A 23,347-nucleotide genomic window follows, 5' to 3' on the forward strand; every position below is an offset into this window, starting at 1 on the left:
AGGCACAAAAATGGGGCCCTTTGTGGCCCCATATTTGTGCACCAGTAAACCGGCTTACTGGGCCAGTTTCTTGTGCCGTACACGGTGCGGCTGGGCAGCAGCATCACCCAGACGCTTCTTGCGGTCGGCTTCGTACTCGGTGTAGTTACCCTCGAAGAAGACCACGTTCGAGTCGTCTTCGTACGCCAGGATGTGGGTAGCCACGCGGTCCAGGAACCAACGGTCGTGGGAAATCACGATCGCGGCGCCCGGGAAGTCCAGCAGGGCTTCTTCCAGCGAACGCAGGGTTTCGACGTCGAGGTCGTTGGACGGTTCGTCGAGCAGCAGAACGTTACCGCCTTCCTTCAGGGTCAGGGCCAGGTGCAGGCGGCCACGCTCACCACCGGACAGGTCCTTGACGAACTTCTGCTGATCGCCACCTTTGAAGTTGAAGCGGCCAACGTAGGTACGCGAAGGGATCTCGTAGTTGCCGATGCGGATCTGGTCGGAACCGTCGGAGATCTGCTGGAACACGGTCTTGGCGCCGTCCAGGTCCTCACGGCTCTGGTCCACACAGGCCAACTGCACGGTTTCACCGATCTCGATGCTGCCCGAGTCCGGCTGCTCCTTGCCCATCAACATGCGGAACAGGGTCGACTTACCGGCACCGTTACCACCGATCACGCCAACGATGGCGCCTTTGGGCATGGCGAACGACAGGTTGTCGATCAGCACACGGTCGCCATAACCCTTGGTGACGTTCTTGAACTCGATAACCTTGTCACCCAGGCGCGGACCGGCCGGGATGTAGATTTCGTTGGTTTCGCTGCGCTTCTGGAATTCCTGCGACTGCATTTCTTCAAAGCGCTGCAGACGGGCCTTGGACTTGGACTGGCGGGCTTTGGCGCCTTTGCGCACCCACTCCAGTTCCTCTTTCATGGCCTTCTCGTGGGCGCTCTGCTGCTTGGATTCCTGCGCCAGACGCTCCGACTTGGCTTCCAGCCAGCCCGAGTAGTTGCCTTCGTACGGGATGCCGGCGCCACGGTCCAGCTCCAGGATCCAGCCGGCGACGTTGTCGAGGAAGTAACGGTCGTGGGTAATGGCTACCACGGTGCCCGGGAAGTCGTGCAGGAAGCGCTCCAGCCAGGCCACCGAGTCGGCGTCCAGGTGGTTGGTCGGTTCGTCGAGCAGCAGCATGTCGGGGGCCGACAGCAGCAGGCGGCACAGGGCCACACGGCGCTTCTCGCCACCGGACAGGTGTTCGATGCGCGCGTCCCAGGCGGGCAGGCGCAGGGCGTCGGCAGCGACGTCCAGCTGGCGCTCCAGGTTATGGCCATCAGCGGCCTGCAGGATGGCTTCCAGCTTGGCCTGCTCGGCGGCCAGCTTGTCGAAGTCGGCATCCGGCTCGGCGTAGGCAGCGTAGACCTCGTCCAGGCGGGCCTGGGCGTCCTTGATGACGCTGACCGCTTCCTCGACCACTTCGCGCACGGTCTTGGTTGGGTCCAGTTGCGGTTCCTGTGGCAGGTAACCCACGTTGATGTCGGGCATCGGACGGGCTTCGCCGTCAAATTCCTTGTCGACGCCCGCCATGATCCGCAGCAGGGTCGATTTACCGGCGCCGTTCAGGCCAAGTACGCCAATTTTGGCGCCTGGGAAGAACGACAGGGAAATGTTCTTGAGAATTTCCCGCTTCGGCGGCACGACCTTGCTCAGCCGATGCATGGTGTAGACGTATTGAGCCAAAACCAAGCCCTCTAATCAGATAGGTAAAGACATCGCCGATCGCCCCGGCAGCGTGGCCAGAGAGATATGTATTGGGGTGTCATTGAACAAAGTCGACCATTCTACGCCAACGCGCGGCGTTGCATAGGAGGGGCCGATGGTGGGGTGTGATCGGGGTGATCCCTGGGGGGAATCTATTGCCTGTACCGGCCTCTTCGCGGCTAAAGCCGCTCCTACAGGGATCTGACTGCCTTCAAGGGCAATGCAGTACCTGTAGGAGCGGCTTTAGCCGCGAAAGGGCGGCACAGCAGCCGAAGAGGCTCAGACGTGACGCTGTTTGGCCTTGCCCCGCGGCAGGCGGCAACGGTCGCCCTGCTCGGCCAGGCGCGCGGCCCAGGCGGACTTCACGCTGAAGGCGCCGCTGCGGGCAGGTTGCTGCTCGGCCGCCTTGGCCGGTTTGCCAGGTGCAGGCGCAGTGCTGACCACCTTGGCTGCCGGCTTGACCGCCGGTACTGCAACAGCCGGCTTTACTGCCACCTTGGCAGTCTTGCGCAGTTCAGCCAGCGATGGGGCCTTGCTTTTGGCGGCAGCGGCCGCCTCGGGTTTGCCCAGCGAACGCTGGCAAGACTTGCAGGATACGTCCTCGGTCACGGCAGTGCTGACAAGGGTCTGACTGCTGCGCCCGCAGGCGGAATCGAGGCCATTGGAGGAAAAGTGAGTAACCAAAACCGAACATCTCCGATGCGTTGTCATGTGAAGCGGGCGCTATTCTCGCACAGGTTACAGGGGCTTGCCGAACCACCGGGCAGCCACCATCGGTCAGCATGGCTGGCACTTTGCCATAATCCGAGGCATGCTAGCCGGTTTCGGGTGTCCGGCCTTATAGTGCGCCACCGCGGTGCGCAAGCCCGGCGCCGGCACGCACCGTGTACGATCCTTCCCTGCCATCGCCAGCCCAATCGCAGGATCAACGCTTGACCAACCTTACTCATCCGTCGTCATTGCGTTCCGCACCACAAGCACCCGCTACTCTCCTGCGCGGGTCGATCAAGGGTGCGCTGGCGCTGCTGGCCCTGATCCTGCTGGGCCTGTTGCTGTGGCAGCTGTTCGCCCAGTTCAATCATACCCAGGCCGACTTGCGCAAACAGAGCCTGGACGCCTCCGCGGAACTGGCCGACCACCTGAGCCTGAACATGGCGCTCAAGGCGCAGCAGGCCGTGAACGTGGTACAACCCTACCTTGATGCACCAAGACCTGCCGCCCTGCCCAGTCTGATCGGCACCCTGCGCGAGCGCCTCCCCGCCCTGCAGAGCGTGGCCTGGCTGGACAACACCGGGCAGCTGCGCGCCGACAGCCTGGCCGGCAGCCCCGACCGCCCGTTGTTTGATGAGTTGCTCGCGCTGAGCCAGGGACGCCCGTACTTCTTCACCAATTCGGCCGACAACCACATCCTGTACCTGTTGCTGCACCAGGATGCCGCACAGGGTCGCGGCTACTGGCTACTGCGCCTGTCACCGGACTATTACCGCGAGCTCACCCTCCACCTCGAGGGCAGTGGCCACCCACTGTGGCTGCTGGAAAACAGCCGCAGCAGCGAGGTGCTGCTGCGCCATGCCGCAACCAACACCAGCAACGAACCGCTGCAAAGCGTGATGCTGGCGTTCATCGAAAACAGCACCTGGCAGCTGCGCGGTCTGTTCGACGCCAAACTGGCCCGGCAAACGTTATTGCCGGCGCTGTTCGGCAAATGCCTGCTGGTGCTGGTCTGCGCCCTGCTGCCGGTGCTGGCGCTGATCAACATGCGTCGCCGCCAGCGGGCGCTGCAGGAAGACCGCCGGCGTTATCAGGAAATTTTTGAAGGCACTGGCGTTGCCCTGTGCGTGCTCGACCTGTCCAGCCTGCCCGGCCAGCTCGATCGCTACCACCTGCGTAACCGGGCCGCGCTCAAGCACAGCCTGGCGCTGGACCCGAACCTGCGCCGCTCGCTGCTGCTGGAGCTGAAGATCACCGAGGTCAACCAAGTGGCGCGCCAGCTGCTGAACATCGACTGCCACGAAGGTGCCTGGCAGCGGCTGATCGATGGCACTGGCGACAGCCGAGACAGCGTCGGCATGCAACTGATCGATGCACTGATCGAACAACGCCCGTTGCTGGAGCTGGAAGTGCGCCTGCCGACACCGCAGGGCACCGAGCTGCACCTGTGGCTGATGGCGCGCCTGCCGCTGCAGCGTCGTGATTACCAGGCGGTGATCCTCAGCATCAGCGATATCACCAGCCGCAAACAGGTGGAGCTGTCACTACTGGAACGCGAAGGCTTCTGGTCGGACGTGGTACGCACCGTACCCGACCAGTTGTATGTGCAGGATGTGCCCAGCCAACGGATGATCTTCAGCAACCGCCACCTCGGCCAGACTCTGGGCTACGACCGCACCGAGCTGACCCAGATGGGCGACCGCTTCTGGGAGCTGCTGTTGCACCCTGAGGACGCCGAACACTACCAGGCACTGCGCCGGCAACAGCGCGACAGCGGTCATGACCAACCGCTGCACTGCCAGCTGCGCTTCCGCCACCGCGACGGAAGCTGGCGCTGCTACGACATCCGCGAGCAGGTGCTGAGCCGCAACGCCGAAGGCCTGGTTACGCGCATCATCGGTGTGGGCAAGGATGTGACCGTTCAGATCGAGGCCAGCCAGTCGCTGCGTGACAGCGAGCAACGCTACCGCATGCTCGCCGAAAGCATCAGCGACGTGATCTTTTCCACCGACAACCAGCTCAAGCTCAATTATGTCAGCCCCTCGGTACAGAGCGTGCTGGGCTACCAGGCCGACTGGATCTTCGCCAACGGCTGGCAGTCGATCGTCGCCAACCCGGCCCAGCTCACCGGCATCTACAGCCTGATGGAGCGCGTCAGCAAGGCCATGGTCGATCCGGCGCAGATGGCGCAACTGTGCAGCCAGTTACCCACCCAACTGTTCCTGTTCGACTGCCTGCGCGCCGATGGCCGCAAGATCCCGATCGAGCTGCGCCTGGTGCTGGTGTGGGACGATGACCAGCGCTTCGAAGGCGTACTCGGGGTGGGCCGCGATATCAGCCAGCAACGCCGTGCCGAAAAAGACCTGCGCATGGCCGCGACCGTATTCGAACACTCCACGTCGGCGATCCTCATCACCGACCCGGCCGGCTATATCGTTCAGGCCAACGAAGCGTTCAGCCGCGTGAGCGGTTACGCCGTCAGTGAAGTGCTCGACCAATTGCCGGGCATGCTCACTGTCGACGAACAGCAGGAAGGCCACCTGCGCTATGTGGTCAAGCAACTGCATCAGCGCGGCAGCTGGGAAGGTGAGGTGTGGCTCAAGCGCCGTGACGGCGACCACTACCCGGCCTGGGTCGGCATCACCGCGGTACTGGACGACGAAGGCGACCTGGCCAGCTACGTATGCTTCTTCACCGACATCAGCGAGCGCAAGGCCAGCGAACAGCGCATCCACCGCCTGGCCTACTACGACGCCCTTACCCACCTGCCCAACCGCACACTGTTCCAGGACCGTTTGTACAACGCCCTGCAGCAGGCCGAGCGGCAGAAAGCCTGGGTGGTGCTGATGTTCCTCGACCTCGACCGCTTCAAACCGATCAACGACTCCCTCGGCCATGCAGCCGGCGACCGCATGCTCAAGGACATGGCCCTGCGCCTGCTGGCCTGCGTGGACGACGACGACACGGTGGCACGCATGGGCGGCGACGAGTTCACCCTGCTGCTGCAGCCGCGCCCCACCCGTGAAATGGCCCTGAATCGCGCCATCCACGTGGCCGAAAACATCCTCGGCAGCCTGGTGCGGCCGTTCGTACTGGAAAACCGCGAGTTCTTCGTCACCGCCAGCATCGGCATCGCCCTCAGCCCGCAGGATGGCAGTGAGCTGAGCCAGCTGATGAAGAACGCCGACACCGCCATGTACCACGCCAAGGAACGCGGCAAGAACAACTTCCAGTTCTACCAGGCCGAAATGAACGCCAGCGCCCTGGAGCGCCTGGAGCTGGAAAGCGACCTGCGCCATGCCATGGAGCAGAACGAGTTCATCCTCTATTACCAGCCGCAGTTCAGCGGCGACGGCAAGCGCCTGACCGGCGCCGAAGCGCTGCTGCGCTGGCGTCACCCGACCCGCGGCCTGGTGCCGCCCGGCGACTTCATCCCGGTGATCGAGGAACTGGGCCTGGTGGTGGACGTGGGCGACTGGGTGCTGCGCGAGGCCAGCCGCCAGCTCAAGGCCTGGCACAAGGCCAAGGTGCGGGTGCCAAAGGTGTCGGTGAATATTTCGGCGCGGCAGTTCTCCGACGGCCAGCTGGGCACGCGGATTGCCAACATCCTGGAAGAAAGCGGACTACCGCCGGCATGCCTGGAACTGGAGTTGACCGAAAGTATCCTGATGCGCGAGGTAAACGAGGCGCTGCAGATTCTTGCCAGCCTGAAGAACCTTGGCCTGAGCATTGCGGTAGACGACTTCGGCACCGGCTACTCGTCGCTCAACTACCTCAAGCAGTTCCCCATCGACGTCCTGAAGATCGACCGTACCTTCGTCGACGGCCTGCCCGAAGGCGAGCAGGACGCGCAGATTGCCCGGGCGATCATCGCCATGGCCCACAGCCTCAACCTGGCAGTCATCGCCGAGGGCGTGGAAACCCACGAACAGCTGGAGTTTCTGCGCGAGCATGGTTGCGACGAGGTGCAGGGCTATCTGTTCGGGCGGCCGATGCCGGCGCATCAGTTCGAGGCGCAATTCTCCAACGAGACCTTGTTCATGTTCCATTGACCCGCACGCTGCCTGTTCACAAGCCCCCCCGTAGGAGCGGGTTTACCCGCGAACACCGGTGAAGCCGGTGCCATCCACCGCGCCGCCTTCTTCGCGGGTAAACCCGCTCCTACAAGTACGGTGCCGCGACTGAATTCTGCATAAAAAAGCGGACCTGCGAGTCAACTCCCGCCCCCGCCCAGCCCAGAAACGGCGCGGGATGCAAGATGAAGCCCATTGGTCCGCGACTTGATGCCACTTCATATGCCAGCCGCGAATCAATCGGTTAGAATGCACACCCAAATTACCCCGATCCTTGAGGACCGCCATGTTCAGCCGTGATTTGACCATTGCCAAGTACGACGCCGAGCTCTTCGAAGCCATGCAGCAAGAAGCTCTGCGCCAGGAAGAGCATATCGAGCTGATCGCTTCGGAAAACTACACCAGCCCGGCAGTCATGGAAGCTCAGGGCTCGGTCCTGACCAACAAGTACGCCGAAGGCTACCCAGGCAAGCGCTACTACGGCGGTTGCGAGTACGTCGACGTCGTCGAGCAACTGGCCATCGACCGTGCCAAGGAGCTGTTCGGCGCCGACTACGCCAACGTACAGCCGCACGCTGGCTCCCAGGCCAACGCTGCCGTCTACCTGGCCCTGCTGTCGGCCGGTGACACCATCCTGGGCATGAGCCTGGCCCACGGTGGCCACCTGACCCACGGTGCTTCGGTAAGCTCCTCGGGCAAGCTGTACAACGCCATCCAGTACGGCATCGACGGCAATGGCCTGATCGACTACGACGAAGTCGAGCGCCTGGCTGTCGAGCACAAGCCGAAGATGATCGTTGCCGGCTTCTCGGCCTACTCGCAGGTTCTGGACTTCGCCCGCTTCCGCGCCATCGCCGACAAGGTCGGTGCCTACCTGTTCGTCGACATGGCCCACGTTGCCGGCCTGGTTGCCGCAGGCGTGTACCCGAACCCTGTTCCGTTCGCCGACGTGGTCACCACCACCACCCACAAGACCCTGCGCGGCCCGCGCGGCGGCCTGATCCTGGCCCGTGCCAACGCCGACATCGAGAAGAAGCTGAACTCCGCCGTCTTCCCGGGCGCACAGGGCGGCCCGCTGGAGCACGTCATCGCGGCCAAGGCCATCTGCTTCAAGGAAGCCCTGCAGCCAGAGTTCAAGGCTTACCAGCAGCAGGTCGTGAAGAACGCCCAGGCCATGGCCAGCGTGTTCATCGAGCGCGGTTTCGACGTGGTTTCCGGTGGCACCCAGAACCACCTGTTCCTGCTGTCGCTGATCAAGCAGGAAATCTCCGGTAAGGACGCTGACGCCGCCCTGGGCAAAGCCTTCATCACCGTCAACAAGAACTCGGTACCGAACGACCCGCGTTCGCCGTTCGTCACTTCGGGCCTGCGTTTCGGCACCCCAGCCGTTACCACCCGTGGTTTCAAGGAAGCCGAGTGCAAGGAACTGGCAAGCTGGATCTGCGACATCCTGGCCGACCTGAACAACGAAGCGGTGATCGACGCCGTCCGTGAGAAGGTCAAGGCCATCTGCAAGAAGCTGCCGGTTTACGGCAACTGATTGGCGCTTGCCTGAAGTGAAAGAGCCCGGCCCAGTGCCGGGCTTTTTCGTGAACGGACCATGAAACACGTTCGCAGGCCTGATACACATCCTGTGGGAGCGGGCGTGCCCGCGAAGAAGGCTACGCGGTGGATGGCACCGGCTGCGCCGGTGTTCGCGGGCACGCCCGCTCCCACAGGGAATGATTTCGAGCAGCCACGTGCCATCACGTATTACCCTGTTTGACACCACCAACCACAGGCCACACCTTGACCAGAGAGCAACTCGAAACCCGGCAGATCCCCATCTACTTCGCCGCCGTACTGGCCGCGATCGTTTTCGGCCTGCTGGCCAGCGACACTGCGCGCCAGCTTGAAGCCCTGATCACCCCCGCCATCGCCGTGCTGATGTACGCGATGTTCCTGCAAATACCCTTCCTCGACCTGCGCCAGGGCCTGGGTAACCGCCGCTTCATCACGGCCCTGCTACTGGCCAATTTCATTCTCGTTCCGCTGCTTGTCTGGGCCATCACCCGCGGGCTGGTGGAACACCCGGCGATCCTCGTCGGGGCCTTGCTGGTGCTGCTTACGCCCTGCATCGACTACGTGGTGGTGTTCACCCACATTGGCAAAGGCGACTCACGCCTGACCCTGGCCGCCACCCCCCTGTTATTGCTGGCGCAACTGGTGCTGCTGCCGGTGTACCTGGCCCTGATGCTGGGTGGCAGCAGCCAGGTGGCAATCTCCATCACTCCGTTCATGGAAGCTTTCGTGCTGTTGATCGTGGTGCCGATGGCCCTCGCGGTACTCACCAGCGCCGGTGCCCGGCGCTCGCGCGCCGTCGCGACCTGGAACGACGCTTGGGCGTGGTTGCCGGTGCCGGCCATGGCCTTGGTGCTGATGGTGGTGATCGCTTCGCAGATTGTCGTGGTACTGCGTGATTTCGACCGTTTGCTGCCGGTGGTTCCGGTATACATCGGCTTCATGCTGCTGGCGCCGGTGCTCGGCTTTATCTGTGCGCGCCTGCTGCGCCTGCCTGCCAGCGAGGCACGCTCGGTGACCTTCAGCGCAGCCACGCGCAACTCACTGGTGGTGCTGCCGCTGGCGCTGGCGTTGCCAGAAGAGATGCGCGGGTTGGCGGCAGCGGCGGTGATCACACAAACCTTGGTAGAGCTGGTGAGTGAACTGATCTATGTCCGGGCAGTTCCACGCCTCGTACGCTGATCGATCAGCACATGCATAAGTTGTAGGGGCCCGGTATCGCGACAGCCGGTCAGGCTCTGTATGAAAAGCCTTGAGGTTCGGTGATGCTGCGTTGAAAACAGCCTGACCTTCGTCTCAAGGCTTAATACAGCCCCTAGAACCTGGCCCGCAACGCCACGTTGAAATTGCGCGGCTCGCCATAGAAGTTCCAGTAATTGGGGTTACCCAAGGTCTGGTAGTACTTTTTGTCAAACACGTTGTCCAGGTTGTACTGCACTTCAAGACGCTTGCTGATCTCGTAGATCGCATGCAGGTTCGTCAGGTGGTATGCGTCCTGCTGGATCTTGTAGTCTTCGCCAACCTCGGTCTGGGTCATCTTGCTCTGCGCATAGAAGCTGCCACCCACACGCAGCTGGTTGAGCGCGCCTGGCAGGCGGTAGTCGGTCGCAACCTTGAACAGGTGGCGCGGCGAGGCGCCGTTGAAGTCTTCACCTTTCTGCTCGCCACCGATGTACTTGGACTGGGTGTAGGTGTACCCCGCCGATACATTCCAGTTCGCCAGCACCTCACCGGTCAGCTCCAGCTCGATACCTTTGTTGCGCACCTTGTCGGAGGCACGATAGCAAGCCCAAGTCTGCGCACAGGTCACCCGCTCGGCCCGACCGGTCTGGTCGGCCTGGAACAGCGCGATGGCGGTTTGCAAGCGCTTGTCCAGAAACTCACCCTTCAAACCGATTTCGTAGTTGCTGCCGGTCATCGGCTGGAGCGTGGTGCCCTCCGCATCTTGCGCGCTCTGCGGCTTGAAGATTTCGGTGTAGCTGGCGTATGCCGACCAGTTCTCGTTCAGGTCCTGCACAAGGCCCGCATAAGGTGTGACTTCGCCACTCTTGGAAAAATGCTTATGGTCTGTGGGCTCACGCACGCCATTGGTGTCGTCCAGCGAATCGTGGCTGTACCAGCTCAGGCGACTGCCCAGAATGAACGTGGTGCTGTCGGTAAGGCTGAACCGGCTGGCCACGTACACGCCCTTTTGCTCCTGAGTGCGGTTGTATTGCCACTGGTTGACGTTGAGGGCTGTCGGCTTGGGCGGATCGAACGCTGCCAGGTTGTTCATGTCGACGATGTAGCGATAGGTGGCATCGCGCCCCCCGTGATAGTCGAAATCGTCCTTGTTCCAGTTGCCACCCACGATCAGCTCATGCTGGCGGCCCAGCAGCTGGAACGGGCCGGTGAAATAGCCGTCGATGCTGGTCTGGGTGTCATCGAAGTGAAAGTGGCGCGGGTTGAGGGTGAACAGGTCGGGGCCGCCACCCGGGTAGGTGTAGTTACCGAGAAAGTCCGACTTGGCCCACATCTGGTTCACGGCCACCACGCCCTTCCAGCCGTTGGCAAAGGTATGCTGGATGTCGGCGAACACGGTGGTATTGCGCTTGTCCAGGTGGTTCCAGTCGCCGGTCAGCGAGGTAGAGCGCGAAACCGGGTAGAACGCGCCGCTCTCCTTGCTGGGGAGGCCCGACCAGTCATAACCGGAGTTGCGTTCCTTCTGGTAGGTAAACCCGAAGGTGGCCAGGGTTGACTCAGCCAGGTCGGCCTCGATGATGCCATAGAACAGTTGGTTCTCTTTCTGGGCAGTGTCCAGGTAGCTGTTGGCATTGTTGTACGTAATGACCGAACGGCCGCGCAGGGTGCCTGCTTCGTTCAGCGGCGCAGACAGGTCGACCATGGTCTTGTAGTCGTCCCAGGAGCCGACCGATGTTTCGATCAACGCCTGGCGCTCGGCCGTGGGCCGCTTGCGGACCAGGTTGATGGAGGCCGACGGATTACCCGCGCCTTCCATCAGGCCGGTGGCGCCCCGCACCACTTCCACGCGGTCGTAGATGTCGGTGTTGGGCTTGGAAATGGTATCCATCGAGTACGGGTTGCCAATGTTGGTCGGCACGCCATCAATCTGCAGGTTGTCGACCGTCTGCCCGCGAGCCTGGTACAGCGAGCGCTCGCTGCCGTTCTTGATGATGGTGACGCCGGTGGCGTTACGCATTACGTCGTCAAGGTTCTTCATATTCTGGTCGTCCATGCGCTGACGGGTGACCACCGTGACCGACTGGGGCGTTTCACGCAGGCTCATCGGCAGCTTGGTGGCAGTGGACGAACGGCCCGTCGCATAAGCCCCTGTAGCCTCCGTCACAGCACCCAGGCCCTGGCCCGAGATGGTGGTGGCGCCCAAGGTCACGGCGCCTGCCGCATCTTCGGCCTGGCTCACCAGCTGGAACTCCCGCTCACCCGTGCGCACGGCCGCCACACCGGTGCCGGCCAGCATCTGCGCCAGCGCCACCTCTACGCTCAAGGCGTGCACCGCCTGGCTCTGCTTGTTGGCCGTCAGCGCCGCATCACCGCCGATCAACAGCCCAGCCTGGCTGGCCAACAGGTTCAGTTGGCGCGCCAATGGCCCGGCTGGAATGTCGAATACCACGCGTTGGGCTGCAGCACTGCTGTCGGCCTCGGCGACGGCAGCGTGGCCGCCAAGGGCTAGGAAAATGGCCAGGGCCAACGGATGACGGTGCGCGGAAGCAGAGTCGCGAAGCAGCATGGAAGAATCCTTTCGCAAAGAGGATGAAGTAGCGTCATCCCACCAAGCGAATGAGCGTCGCAAAACCGGAAAAAGAATTTTGAAAAAACTTCAGACCGCCTCGATGGAGACCCACCAAGGCAAGGTACGCACAACCCGGATGGGCAACGCACGCTCGAGCATGGCCAACGCACGGTCGGTATCGAGCAACGGGAAGGTACCGACCGCACGCAGGCTGCCAATCGCCGGGTCGATGCCCAAGTGGCCATGGCGGTAATCGCGCAGAATGTCGATCATCTGAACCAGCGGCATGTCCTCCGCCACCAACACACCGCGGCTCCAATCCTCGCGCAAGCGTTGTGCAGTTGATGGGGCGCCGACTTGCTGCGCGTCGAACACCATCATTTGCCCGGCTTGCAACGTGGTTTGTCTGCCGCTGCCGGAGCAAGTTGCCTGCACGGCGCCGGCAAATACGCTCAAGGTGGTCTGCAACCCCTGGTCCCGGACACTGAAGCGCGTGCCGAGCGGTTGCACCCGCCCAGCCCTCGTCACCACGGAAAGTGGACGTGGGTCCTTGCCGGACTCGATCAGGATTTCTCCGCGATACAGGCGCAATTGCCTTGAGCCCTCATCGAACTGCACATCCAGCGCCGTCCCGCCGTTCAGCCACAGCTGGCTGCCATCGGCCAGGGTGACCGGCCGCACCTCACCCAGGCCGGTGCGGTAAGTGGCGAACCAGGCACGTGGCGAGTCGACCCAACCGCGCTGCCATCCGCCCCAACCCAACACACCTGCCACACCCGCCACACAGAGGCTACCGAGCACGGCCCTGCGCGAATGCCGGTCACGGCGCACGCTGTCGAACACTTGCCGAGCCTGCTCTGCCTGGCCGCTGAGGCCGCCAAAGCGCTGATTGATGTTCTCTACGTACGACCAGGCCAGGCGATGCCGCGCATCCTCGTTCAGCCAGGCATGCCACTGCGCCTGGATCGCAGCGTCATTCTGCGCCGCATGCAGCCGTGCGAACCAACCGGCAGCCGCTTGCAGTACGGCATGGTCGAGTGGCGCCCTGCTCATGCCAGCGAGCCATCCAGTTCGGCTTCCAGCAGCAGGCATTGGTACATAGCCTGAGCCAGGTAACTGTTCACACTGCGCTCGCTCACGCCCAACTGCTCGGCGATCTCGCGTTGCTTCATGCCCTGCAACTGCGCCATGGAAAATGCCTCGGCCACGCGCTGGGGAATACGCTCGAACATTGCCTGCAGTTGCTCGAGGGTTTCGAGGATAACGGCCTGATGTTCCAGCGAAGGCGCAAGTTGCTCGGGCTGGGCGGCCAGCACTTCCAGATAAGCCTGCTCCACCCGCCGCCGTCGCCAGAAGTCCACACACGCATTGCGCGACATACGTCCCAGGTACGCACGGGCATGCTCGTGGTCATTGAACACACGGGGTTTGGACAACAGCCGCACAAATACATCCTGGGCCAGTTCCGCCGCATCATGGGCATTGCCGAGCTTGCGCTGGAGCCACTGGCGAATCCAGCCATGGTGGGAACGGTAGAGTTCCTCCAGGTCGAAACCAGGGGCTGGAGCACTGGGAGAGGCATTCATGGGGCAGGCCATTATGCTAATAGGAATTATTCACAATGGTAGCGTGGATGAATGACGCCGGGCAATTGCGATAAGCAACGCTGCCCGGTTTGGTCATGGCTGGGATGTTTTTGCGATCAGGCCGAGGCCTGCCCATATCAAGCAACTAGTCTGCGCTTTCAGCCTAGCGGTCACAGTGAATCCGGGCACCCAGGGCACACAGCGAACACCTGCACCTCTACCAGGTAGCCATCCCCCAGGTCGGCGCCCACGCAGGCCCGCACCGGTTTTGCACAGCCTTGCAACCAGGCGTCGTAGACTTCGTTGACCAGGTCGAAGTGGCGGTAGTCGGCAAGCCACATCTGAACCCGCGTCAGCTGCGCCTTGCCGACGTTGGCCTGCACCATCAGGCCGTCGATCACGCTCAGCGCCTGACGCAACTGCCCCTGCACATCCTGTTGCAGGTCATCGGCAACAATGCCTGCCGTTTCGAACAGGCCCCTGTAACTGACCGCCAGTGACATCCGCGCGCTTGATCCGTAGCGAGTGATCATCGAGGTACCCTCCCCCTCAACCCATCTGGTTGAAACAGACGACTTTGGGTTGGGTCATGTCCTCGTAGGCGAACCGCACCCCCTCACGCCCAAGACTCCCATACTTGGCGCCACCAAATGGCATGGCATCGAAGCGGTAATCGGAAGAGTCGTTGATCATTACACCGCCGGCCTCGATACGCCGGGCCAGGCTCAACGCCAGCGACAGGTCGCGGGTGAACACACCGGCATGCAAGCTGTACTCCGGGGCATTGGCCAGCGCTATCGCCTGCTCGACAGTCTCGAAGGGCGCCAGCATCACAACCGGCGCAAAAACCTCCTCAAGCCACAGCCGACTGACGGGGTCAACGCTTTCGAGCACTGTCGGCGCATAGATCGCCCCCTGACGCTGGTGGCCGCAGAGCAGGCGGGCACCGCCCTCAAGCGCCTGGTTGACGCGTTCTTCGATCTGTCGGGCAGCCGCTTCGGTGATCATCGGCCCCATATCCGTTTCGCGCCGGCCCGGATCGCCCCAGACCATCGCCTGGGTCAATGCCACGAAGCGTTCGCGGAACGCCTCATAGATCGAGGCATCTACGAGAATGCGCTGGGTGCCGATGCAGTTCTGCCCGGCCGCCCAGAACGCGCCCGACACACACGACTCGACCGTGGCCTCAAGGTCGCAGTCCTTGAGCACCAGCACCGGGGCATTGCCGCCAAGGTCCATGGCAAGCTTTTTCAAGCCAGCCCCGTGCGCAATCTGTTCGCCCGTAGCGAAACCGCCCGTAAAGGAAACCATGCGCACCTCACGCACAGCCACCAGCGCCTTGCCCAGTTCGGCGCCCCCCGTGGCTACGGTAACGACGGCCTCCGGCAGCCCTGCATCAACCAGGTACTGCACCAGTTTCAGGGCAGAAAGAGGGGCTAGTTCCGAGGGTTTCAGAATGACCGCATTGCCCCCTGCAAGTGCTGGCCCCAGCTTGTGCGCCACCAGGTTAAGCGGGTCGTTGTACGGAGTAATGGCCAGGATCAACCCCAACGGCTCGCGGGTGAACCAGCCCTGACGCGACTCGGAGCCTTCATAGGCATCGAAAGGCACCACCTCACCGGCGTTGCGCCGCGCCTCTTCGGCAGACAGCTTGAGCGTGTTGATGCAGCGTTTGACCTCTTTTTCGGCCTGGCGCAGGGTCTTGCCCGCTTCATCGACGATCAGGCCGGCAAAGTCTGCCGCATCCCGTTCAATGAGCTGAGCGGCGTGTTCAAGAATGTGCGCCCGGCGGTGCCGGGGCAGCGCCGCGCTTTCACGCACACCCTGACGGGCACGGGCGAGCAATGCAGGCACCGCTTCTGCGCCGAGGTTGTCGACGCTGCCAACCAGGCTGCCATCGAAGGGGTTGTACACATCGATCAAGGCGGGTTGCTGAACAAGCGCCCGCGATACGGAAGTCAGGCTCATGAACGTTGCTCCTCAGGCCGAATGGCCGGCCGCGTGAATGGCGACAATGTCCGACAGCAGGGCAAAAGCCGTTTCGATGCGCCCCGCCCCCGGGCCGGACACGGTTACAGCCCCCAGCAACTCGGTGTCGAACGCCAGCGCATTGGTGGCGCCTGAAATACCCGCCAGGGGGTGATGGCCAGGCAACAGCATCGCTTCGACGCTGGCTCGCACCGAACCACCGGCTTCACGGCGGGCACTGCCGATCAGCTTCCAGCGCTCGCCCGCCGCCCGTGCTTGCTCGATAGCGGCGCTGTCGATGGCACTGATACCGCTGCAGGCCACATCACCCACCTGCAGACAGGCGCCGAGCAACTCATTGGCGAGGATCACCACCTTCAGGCGTACGTCATGGCCTTCCACATCGGCGGTCGGGTCAGCCTCGGCAAAGCCAAGCGCTTGTGCCTGGGCCACCGCCTCGTTGAAGCCAAGCCCTTCCTCCATGCGCGTGAGCACATAGTTCGAAGTCCCGTTGAGAATGCCCTCGAAACCCACCAGGCCGGCGCCCGCCAGGGTCTGGCGCGCCATGCGCAGTACCGGCGTGCCGCTCATCACGGCGCCTTCATATTCGAACGACACATCGTTGGCCTTGGCCAAAGCCTTGAGCGCCTGGGCATGCAAGGCAATCGGCCCCTTGTTGGTGGTCACCACGTGCTTGCCCGCCTCCAGCGCCCAGCGGCAGAAGGTTGCTGCCGGCTCACCGTCCTTGGGGTTGGTGAATGTGGCCTCGGCGATGATGTCGGCGCCTGATTGCTTGATCACCGCCTCATTGAACGCCTCGGCCGAACCTTGAGGGAGTTGCGCCAGTGCGCCCTTCTGGGCCGGCAGTGCGGCCAGCATGGCGGCATCCAGGCCGTCGCGGTCGATCACCGACCCCAGGAACAAGTCGGTGACACCAACGATTTTCAGGCCAAAGCCCAACTCTTGCTGCCAGCGCGCATTGCGTTCGGCGATCAGTTGGGCAAGCGCGCGGTTAACGCCACCAAAGCCAACGAGTGCAATTTTGTATTCGGTCATGGTTTGCTGTCCTGTCCAGGCAGTGGGTCGATGAGGACAAGCGTAAGAGCCGAGCACTGCCAGTTGAATATGGCAATTCGCTGTATTTATTGGCCAATCTGGCCAGTGCAAAACGCACGCTTGCGCCAGGGCAGAACGCACAACGCCGCCTGGGCGCGAACCCAGGCGGCGTTGTGCTAGCCAATGCAAAGACGCGGTTCAGACCACCGCGGCCAGGACGAACGAAGTCACCGTGTTCTCCACCCCGGGCATGGCAGCGATTTCCTTCCACACATGGTGCACCCGCTCCGGGCTGGAGGCCTCGACGCGCAACATCAGGTCGAACTCGCCGCTGAGCACTTCACACTGGATCACCTCGGGGATCTGGCGCAGCGCATCGAGTACCGCCTCACCGCGCATGCGGTCATAGCGGTAGACGAAGATCACCGCGTTGATCAACGACGCCGGCCGCCTGCCCTCACCGATGCGCAGGGTATAACCCTGAATGGCGCCGTCGCGCTCCAGGCGCTCGATGCGCTGGCGTACCGCATTGCGCGACAGGTTCACCTTCAACCCCAACTCGGCGTGGGCGATACGCGCATTGGCGGTGAGCTCGGCGAGAATGCGCTCGTCCAGTGGGTCGAGGATGCGCTTCATCGCCCAGCCTGCAACCGGGCCAACAAGGCATGAACACCGGCCAGATCGTCAGGTGCCAACAGCGGCCCATCGCCCGCTGTGCCGACCGCGCCGGCGGGCACCTCACCGTGCCAGGCCCCCAGCTCCGCCAGCAGCCCGGCAGACTTTTCGGGGGCAAACTGCCCCAGCGTGACGATGGGCGCACCGATGTTGCGCCGGTGCAGGCGCCCGGCGAATACCCCGGTTGCGGCATGGGGGTCTACTGCGCTGCCCGTTTCGTGGAACAGCGTGACAATTTCTTCGCGAATCAGCACGTCGTCCACGGCATAGGAGTCGAACAGCATGCGCGCATGCAACCACTGGCGGTTGCCGATGCTCAGCTCGCCACACGCCTCGAAGTGCTCCATCAGCGCCCGGGTCGCCCCACCATCGCGGTCATACAGTTCCCAGACGAAGCGCTCCAGGTTAGAGAACAGCGAAAAGTCCATGACCGGTGACAAGGTCTGGCTGGGTGAACCACGGCTGTAGCGGTTGCAGTGGATGAACCGATGCAAGGCATCGTTGCGGTTGGTGGAGACGATGATCTGGTTGATCGGCAAGCCCATTTTCTGGGCAAGGAACCCCGCGTAAATCTCGGCAAAACTGGCCGTGGGGATGCTGAACCCGACCGGGCGTATCCCGCCACCGAGCTGCAGCGCCGCGTGGAAATAGAACACGATCTGCGCCAGCACGCCGACCCAGTTGGTGGAGTTGAAGCTGACCGGAATCAGCCCGGGGCATGGCCAGTCACGCAGCAGCGCCGACACCAGCGACTGGCAATCGTCAAAGCTGCCATCCACGGCCACGCAGCTCACGCTGTCGGACGCGGCGCTACGCATCACTGCCGCGCGGTCAGCGGGCGTGCCTGCACTGGGGTATAGCGCCAGCAAGCCTGCTGCAGGGCAATGCCGCAACGCTTCGATAGCCGCTACTGCGGTATCGCCGTTGCTGGCACCGACCAGCATGACCCGCTCGCACTCCGCCCCCAGAAAGTGCCGGATAAAGCGCGCCTGCAACTGCGCGGCAAAGTCCTTGGAGGACCGGGTAGGCCCATGGAAAAGCTGCAGGATCCATTCGTTATGGCCAAGCTGCTGCAACGGCGCAATGCCGCGGTGGCGGAACCCGCGATAGCTGTCGCTGACCAGCGCCCTGAGCGTAGGCTCGTCGAGGGTATCGCCGACAAACGGTGCCATTACCCGCCAGGCCAGTTCGTCGAAGGGCAACCACGACCAGCTGGCAATTTCCTGTGGGCTGAACACCGGCACCGAGGTGGGCACATAAAGCCCGCCATCGTCGGCCAGGCCAGAAAGCAATGCCGTGCGGAAATCGACCCGTGTCTCGTTGCCGCGCGTGGATGTGTACTGCATCGGTGCTCCAGATAGCTACATAAGTTAACGATGCGCCATGGCCACCAGCCAATGGCTGAACGCCTGGGCATCCGGGGACAACGCTTCACCCAGGCCGCGTACCAGGAAAAACGACTCGCTTGCCTCGATACGCTGAGCAAAGGGAGCGACCAGCCGCCCCTCCTGCAGCAGGTCCTCTACCAGCGACGAGCGTGCCAGCGCCACCCCCAGCCCCAGCTCAGCCATGCGCAGGGTCGACACCAGCGTGTCGAACTGCAGGCCGCTGGAAGAATCGACCTGATCGGCACCGACCCGCTCCAGCCAGTAGCCCCACCCCTCCTCGTAACCCAGCACATGCAGCAACGGCACACGCGCCAGGTCGCGCGGATCGCGCAGCGGGCAACCGGCCAGCAGCGCGGGTGCGCACACCGGCACCAGCACGTCGCGGGTCAGGCGCTGCGCCTCCACCCCGGCCCACTGCCCGCTGCCCCAGCGGATTTCCAGATCATCTTCGGCATCCAGCTCCTTGACCCACAGGTTGCTGATGTAGCGGATGTCCACCTGCGGGTGCGAACGCCGAAAGTCGGCCAGCCGCGGGGCCAGCCAGAAGTGCAGGAACGACAGGCTGCCCCGCACCTTCAGGGGCCGACGCTGGCGTTGCCCGAAGATTTCATTGGTGCCGACGGCAAGGCGGCTGATGGCGTCCTGCACCACCGGCAGGTAGGACTGCCCTTCTTCGGTCAGCCCCAACCCGCGCGGCAGGCGCTTGAACAGCGCCACACCCAATTGGCTTTCCAGGTGGCGAATCTGCTGGCTCACGGCCCCTTGGGTAAGGTGCAGCTCTTCTGCCGCATGGGTGAAGTTCAAGTAACGCGCCGACACTTCGAAGGCTCTCAGCCAGTTCAGGGGGGGCAGGGTTTTCTGAGTCATCGGCGGCTTCTCGTGGCTAGGTTCCGGTGGCCTAGTATCACCTGCTCAGGCGGCCTCGGAACCTGGGGCGACAATTTCCACCGGGCCCGTACGGCGGCTGCGATACTTGCACGTCAGCCAATAGGCCAGGTAGCACCAGGCAATGAAGGGCAAGCCGAAGTACAAGGCAACACGCTGAGCAGGGTCGAAGGCAATGCCGACGCAGGCCAGTACGCAGCAGAAAATGGCCCCCAGTGGTACGAACGGGTAGCCACGCACCCGGAACTTGAGGTCCTCGAGCTTGCCGCCGCTGGCGATGTAATGACGGCGGAATGCGATCTGGCTGGCCGCGATGCTGATCCACACCACCACCACGGCCAACCCTGAAATCGACACCAGCGCCAGGTAGATAGTGTCGGGGGCGAACACACTGCTCAACAGCGAAGCCATGCCGCCAGCCATGCTCAGCACGATCGCATTGAAGGGGGTGCCGCGGCGCGACAGCGTGGCGTAACGGCGGGGCATGTTGCCTTGGTCGCTAAGGGTCCAGAGCATGCGCGAAGCGGCGTAGAGGCCCGAGTTGGCGGCAGACAGCAGCGCGGTGATGATGACGAAGTTCATGATATCAGCCGCATACGGGATACCAATCATCGCAAAGACCATCACGAACGGGCTTTCAATAACCCCGGCCTGTTCACGCGGCAGCAAGGTGGCCAGTACAAAGATGGTGCCGATGAAGAACAGCGCCAGGCGCAGGACCGTGGTGCGAATGGCCTTGGGCACGTTTTTTTCCGGGTCTTTGGTTTCACCGGCAGCGATGCCGATCAGCTCGGTACCCGAGAACGCGAAGGCCACTGCCAGCAGGGTCATGGCAATTGACCAGAAACCGGTGGGGAACAACCCTTCACGGGTGAAATTGCCCAGCCCTGCACTGTGCGCCTGCTGGATCTCGAAGCCACCCAGAATGGCCCCGCCGCCCACCACCAAAAAGGCAATGACGGCCAACACCTTGACCAGCGACAACCAGAATTCGGTTTCGGCGAACGATCGCACCGAAATGATATTGCTGATGAACACCGCGGCACCGAACAGCGCACTCCACATCCATACCGGCGTGTCGGGGAACCAGCGCACCATCAGGATGCCAGCGGCGGTGAATTCGGAGCCGATGGCCACCGTCCAGGTCAGCCAGTACATCCAGGCCACCATGTAACCGGTGCCCGGGCCGAGGTAACGCGTGGCATAGCTGCTGAACGAGCCGACTTCCGGCATGTGTACCGCCAGTTCGCCCAGGCACATCATGACCAGGTACACCATGATTGCGCCGAGTATGTAGGCGATGACCGCGCCCAATGGGCCGGCCTGGTTAACGGTGTAGCCCGAGGTGAGAAACAGGCCGGTCCCTATCACACCGCCCAGTGCCAGCATGACGATGTGGCGGGTTTGCATATCCTGCTTGAAGGTATGCGCCGAGGCATTTCTAGTTGTGGTTGTTTGCACGGACATTGTGGGTTACTCATGAAAGTTGGCGGGCAAGGACGTAGCAACGACCTCGTCTTGGCAGAGCGAATCGAGTTGCCTTGCATATTGTTTTTGTTCGACTTCATGAAGTGGCACCCACCGCATGGGTGAGTGCTACGCGCCAGCCTCAGGCCTGCACTTGGCTCTGGCAGGCATACGCGTCAGTGTGCAATTCCTTTGCTGCGGCCAGTTCCTGACGCACCGATGCACAGGCCTGTGCCAGGTCCGCCAGCAGGTCATCGGTTTCCTCGATACCCACTGAAATGCGCACCAGCCCTTCGGAAATGCCCAGCGCCAGACGCTCTTCCAACGTGTTCTCGACATGGCTGGTCGTGCGCGCCGGGCCATAGATGGTTTCTACCGCGCCGAGGTTGCCGGCCCGATGGGCATACTTCAGTTGCGGTAGCAAACGAGCCACGGTTGGCATGCCGCCCTTCAGCACAAAGCTGACAATGGCGCCAAAACCGCGCATTTGCGCCTTGGCAATGGCATGCCCGGCATGCGCCGGCAAACCTGGGTAGTTCACCGCCTCGACCAGCGGCTCGGTGCTCAGGTAAAGGGCCAGCGCCATGGCACTGGCTTGCTGCTGGCGCAGGCGCACTGCCAGGGTCTTGATACCGCGGATGATCAGGTAGGCTGAGAACGGGTCCAGCGCCGCACCGTTGATTTCCCGGTAGTGACGCACTTGGGCCATCAACGACTCCGCGCCGCAGACGACACCACCCAACACGTCACCATGCCCGGACAGAAACTTGGTCGCGCTGTGCACCACCACATCCACGCCCAGCGCCAGCGGGTTCTGGTTCAGTGGCGTGGCAAAGGTGTTGTCGGCCACCACCAGCGCCCCCACCTTGTGCGCAGCGGCGCTCAGCCGACGAATGTCCAGCACCTTCAGCGTCGGGTTGGTGGGCGTTTCCAGGTACAGCAGGTCGCAACCGGCGGCAATCTCGCGCTCCAGCGCTTCAGTGTCCAAGGTATCGCACAGGCACACTTGCACGCCCATGCGCGGCAGGAACTCTTCGAAGATCTTGTTGGTGCCGCCATAGCTGTCGCGGGTCGACACCACGCGTTTGCCGTTGGACAGGAAGGTGTGCAGCACGGCACTGATGGCCGCCATGCCGCTGCTGAACGCGACTGCCGACTCGGCTTGCTCCAGTTCGGCCAGTTTTGCTTCCAGCGTGGCGACCGTGGGGTTGCTCATGCGGCTGTAGATGAAGCCAGGCTGCTTGCCCTGCGCCACGTCGTACCAGGCATCGATATCGTTGTAGCCATAAGCGGCGCTGACCACGATCGGGGTCTGCGTGGCGTTGTACGGGTGCTGCACCTGCTCCCCGCTCCACACGACCCGCGTCCCCACACCGGCCGCAGCATTGCCCTCGAATTTTTCGTTGTTGTTCATATCCGGTTCCCGCCCAGCTGAGTTGTGTACACCGATGCAGCATCGGCCTTCAGCGGACTATAGGGAGATGGCGGGGGCCTGAAAAACGATGGAATCCGGGTCTGAGTGGCGTTTTTTTTAATGGCTGCGGGCCGGGCGCTGAAAAAGCCGCCCGGCCACGTGGGCGCTTAGGCCAGGTTACGCTTCAGCTCGGCGATGTGCTCCGGGCCGATGCCACAGCAACCGCCGACCATGCTGGCACCCCGCGCACGCCAGTCCTTGGCCCATGCCAGGTAACCCGGCGGATCGAGGTCTTCGCGCAGTTCGTCCAGGCCATCGTTGGCAGTGGCTTCTTTGGGCTGCGGCGGGAAGGCGTTGGCATAGGCACCGATGGCAATCTCGGCGTTGTGCCGCTCGATGACCGAGCGCGCGACATCAATGGCGGCGCCGATCACCTCCGGCTGGCTGCAGTTGAACAACACCGCAGCCACACCCAGGCTGACTGCGGCTTCGATGGCGTCGGCCACCGGTTCACCGGAGCGCAGGCGCGGAACATCGTCGACGTCCTCGTCCTGCAGGGTGAATGACACCCAGAACGGCCTGCCGTCTGCCGGCAAATGGCTATGAATGGCCCGCACTTCGGCCACGGAACTCTGGGTTTCGGCCAGCCACAGGTCGACATGCGGGGCCAAGCCCTGGAGCAGTGGGGTCAGCACCTCTGCCACACGCTCGGGCTGGAACAGGTCGGGGCGGTAGGACCCGAACAGAGGCGGCAGCGAGCCTGCCACCCTGACCGGGTGCACGCCGCTATCTGCCGCGTGCCGCGCAAGCTGGCCTGCGATATGGGCCAGTTGTCGCCCTTCGGCGGCAAAGCGTTCTTCACCGATGTGGAACGGCACTACTGCATAGCTGTTGCTGGTGATGACCTGCGCACCCGCATCGATGAAGGCTGCATGCACGCCCACGACCGCCTCGGGCGCCTCGCTCAGCGCCAGCGCCGACCACTCGGGCTGGCGAAACGGTGCACCGCTGCGCTGCAGCTCTCGGCCCATGCCACCGTCCAGAATTACCATCGTTCGCTCTGCCATATA

16 protein-coding genes and 1 pseudogene are annotated in these 23,347 nt (G+C 62.9%); 3 read left to right on the plus strand and 14 right to left on the minus strand.

The genetic code is table 11. From position 1 onward, the window contains the following. Nucleotides 1-54: 54 nt before the first annotated feature. Nucleotides 55-1,722 (minus strand): energy-dependent translational throttle protein EttA, encoded by a 1,668-nt coding sequence (gene ettA / locus ACYCCG_RS08520; RefSeq protein ID WP_003247499.1) that lies wholly within the window; start codon nt 1,720-1,722, stop codon nt 55-57. 300 nt (nt 1,723-2,022) lie between these two features. After that, a complete protein-coding gene (locus tag ACYCCG_RS08525; protein ID WP_209968087.1) occupies nt 2,023-2,427 on the minus strand; it encodes a hypothetical protein in 405 nt (134 codons plus the stop codon). 1,094 nt (nt 2,428-3,521) lie between these two features. On the opposite strand from ACYCCG_RS08525, the pseudogene ACYCCG_RS08530 reads away from it, so the two are divergent. From ACYCCG_RS08530 to ACYCCG_RS08540, 3 genes and pseudogenes are all read left to right on the plus strand, one after another. Next, nucleotides 3,522-6,506 (plus strand): annotated as a pseudogene (locus ACYCCG_RS08530) (bifunctional diguanylate cyclase/phosphodiesterase); the annotation flags it as partial. Between the two features lie 307 nt (nt 6,507-6,813). Continuing rightward, entirely contained in the window at nt 6,814-8,067 is a 1,254-nt protein-coding gene (glyA, locus tag ACYCCG_RS08535) for a serine hydroxymethyltransferase (RefSeq protein ID WP_014589625.1), read from the plus strand. Between the two features lie 248 nt (nt 8,068-8,315). Further along, entirely contained in the window at nt 8,316-9,269 is a 954-nt protein-coding gene (locus ACYCCG_RS08540; RefSeq protein WP_401102038.1) for an arsenic resistance protein, read from the plus strand. A gap of 133 nt (nt 9,270-9,402) precedes the next feature. On the opposite strand, the gene ACYCCG_RS08545 is transcribed toward ACYCCG_RS08540, so the two are convergent. The 12 genes from ACYCCG_RS08545 to ACYCCG_RS08600 form a co-directional block, all read right to left on the minus strand. Further along, a complete protein-coding gene (locus ACYCCG_RS08545) occupies nt 9,403-11,835 on the minus strand; it encodes a TonB-dependent siderophore receptor (protein ID WP_459670040.1) in 2,433 nt (810 codons plus the stop codon). Nucleotides 11,836-11,925: 90 nt separating this feature from the next. Next, nucleotides 11,926-12,891, minus strand: a complete 966-nt coding sequence (locus ACYCCG_RS08550) for a FecR domain-containing protein (protein WP_459670042.1) — start codon at nt 12,889-12,891, stop codon at nt 11,926-11,928. Further along, nucleotides 12,888-13,424: a sigma-70 family RNA polymerase sigma factor gene (locus tag ACYCCG_RS08555; RefSeq protein ID WP_401102030.1), complete on the minus strand. Its 537-nt coding sequence runs from the start codon at nt 13,422-13,424 to the stop codon at nt 12,888-12,890. Before ACYCCG_RS08555 ends, ACYCCG_RS08550 begins: the two co-directional genes overlap by 4 nt. Nucleotides 13,425-13,594: 170 nt before the next feature. After that, the gene (locus ACYCCG_RS08560; protein WP_401102027.1) at nt 13,595-13,957 is read right to left on the minus strand and encodes a RidA family protein; all 363 of its coding nucleotides are present in this window, start codon (nt 13,955-13,957) and stop codon (nt 13,595-13,597) included. A 16-nt stretch (nt 13,958-13,973) separates the two neighbouring features. Then, complete coding sequence (locus ACYCCG_RS08565) at nt 13,974-15,392, minus strand: aldehyde dehydrogenase family protein (protein ID WP_176685613.1); 1,419 nt, start codon at nt 15,390-15,392, stop codon at nt 13,974-13,976. 12 nt (nt 15,393-15,404) lie between these two features. Beyond that, nucleotides 15,405-16,448, minus strand: coding sequence for a homoserine dehydrogenase (locus ACYCCG_RS08570; protein WP_209968095.1), 1,044 nt, complete (start codon nt 16,446-16,448; stop codon nt 15,405-15,407). 198 nt (nt 16,449-16,646) lie between these two features. After that, nucleotides 16,647-17,084, minus strand: coding sequence for an Lrp/AsnC family transcriptional regulator (locus ACYCCG_RS08575; RefSeq protein ID WP_010951921.1), 438 nt, complete (start codon nt 17,082-17,084; stop codon nt 16,647-16,649). Then, nucleotides 17,081-18,469 carry a threonine synthase gene (locus tag ACYCCG_RS08580; RefSeq protein ID WP_176685611.1) on the minus strand — a complete coding sequence of 463 codons (1,389 nt, stop codon included), beginning with the start codon at nt 18,467-18,469 and terminating at the stop codon, nt 17,081-17,083. Before ACYCCG_RS08580 ends, ACYCCG_RS08575 begins: the two co-directional genes overlap by 4 nt. Nucleotides 18,470-18,493: 24 nt before the next feature. Continuing rightward, nucleotides 18,494-19,378, minus strand: a complete 885-nt coding sequence (locus tag ACYCCG_RS08585) for a LysR substrate-binding domain-containing protein (protein ID WP_233692798.1) — start codon at nt 19,376-19,378, stop codon at nt 18,494-18,496. A 45-nt stretch (nt 19,379-19,423) separates the two neighbouring features. Next, entirely contained in the window at nt 19,424-20,863 is a 1,440-nt protein-coding gene (locus ACYCCG_RS08590; protein WP_014589617.1) for an amino acid permease, read from the minus strand. A 142-nt stretch (nt 20,864-21,005) separates the two neighbouring features. Beyond that, nucleotides 21,006-22,277 (minus strand): cystathionine gamma-synthase family protein, encoded by a 1,272-nt coding sequence (locus ACYCCG_RS08595; RefSeq protein ID WP_176685609.1) that lies wholly within the window; start codon nt 22,275-22,277, stop codon nt 21,006-21,008. A 167-nt stretch (nt 22,278-22,444) separates the two neighbouring features. Further along, a complete protein-coding gene (locus ACYCCG_RS08600) occupies nt 22,445-23,329 on the minus strand; it encodes a homocysteine S-methyltransferase family protein (RefSeq protein ID WP_459670048.1) in 885 nt (294 codons plus the stop codon). Nucleotides 23,330-23,347 lie beyond the last annotated feature (18 nt).

The sequence above is a fragment of the Pseudomonas sp. VEM90 genome, from assembly GCF_054611535.1.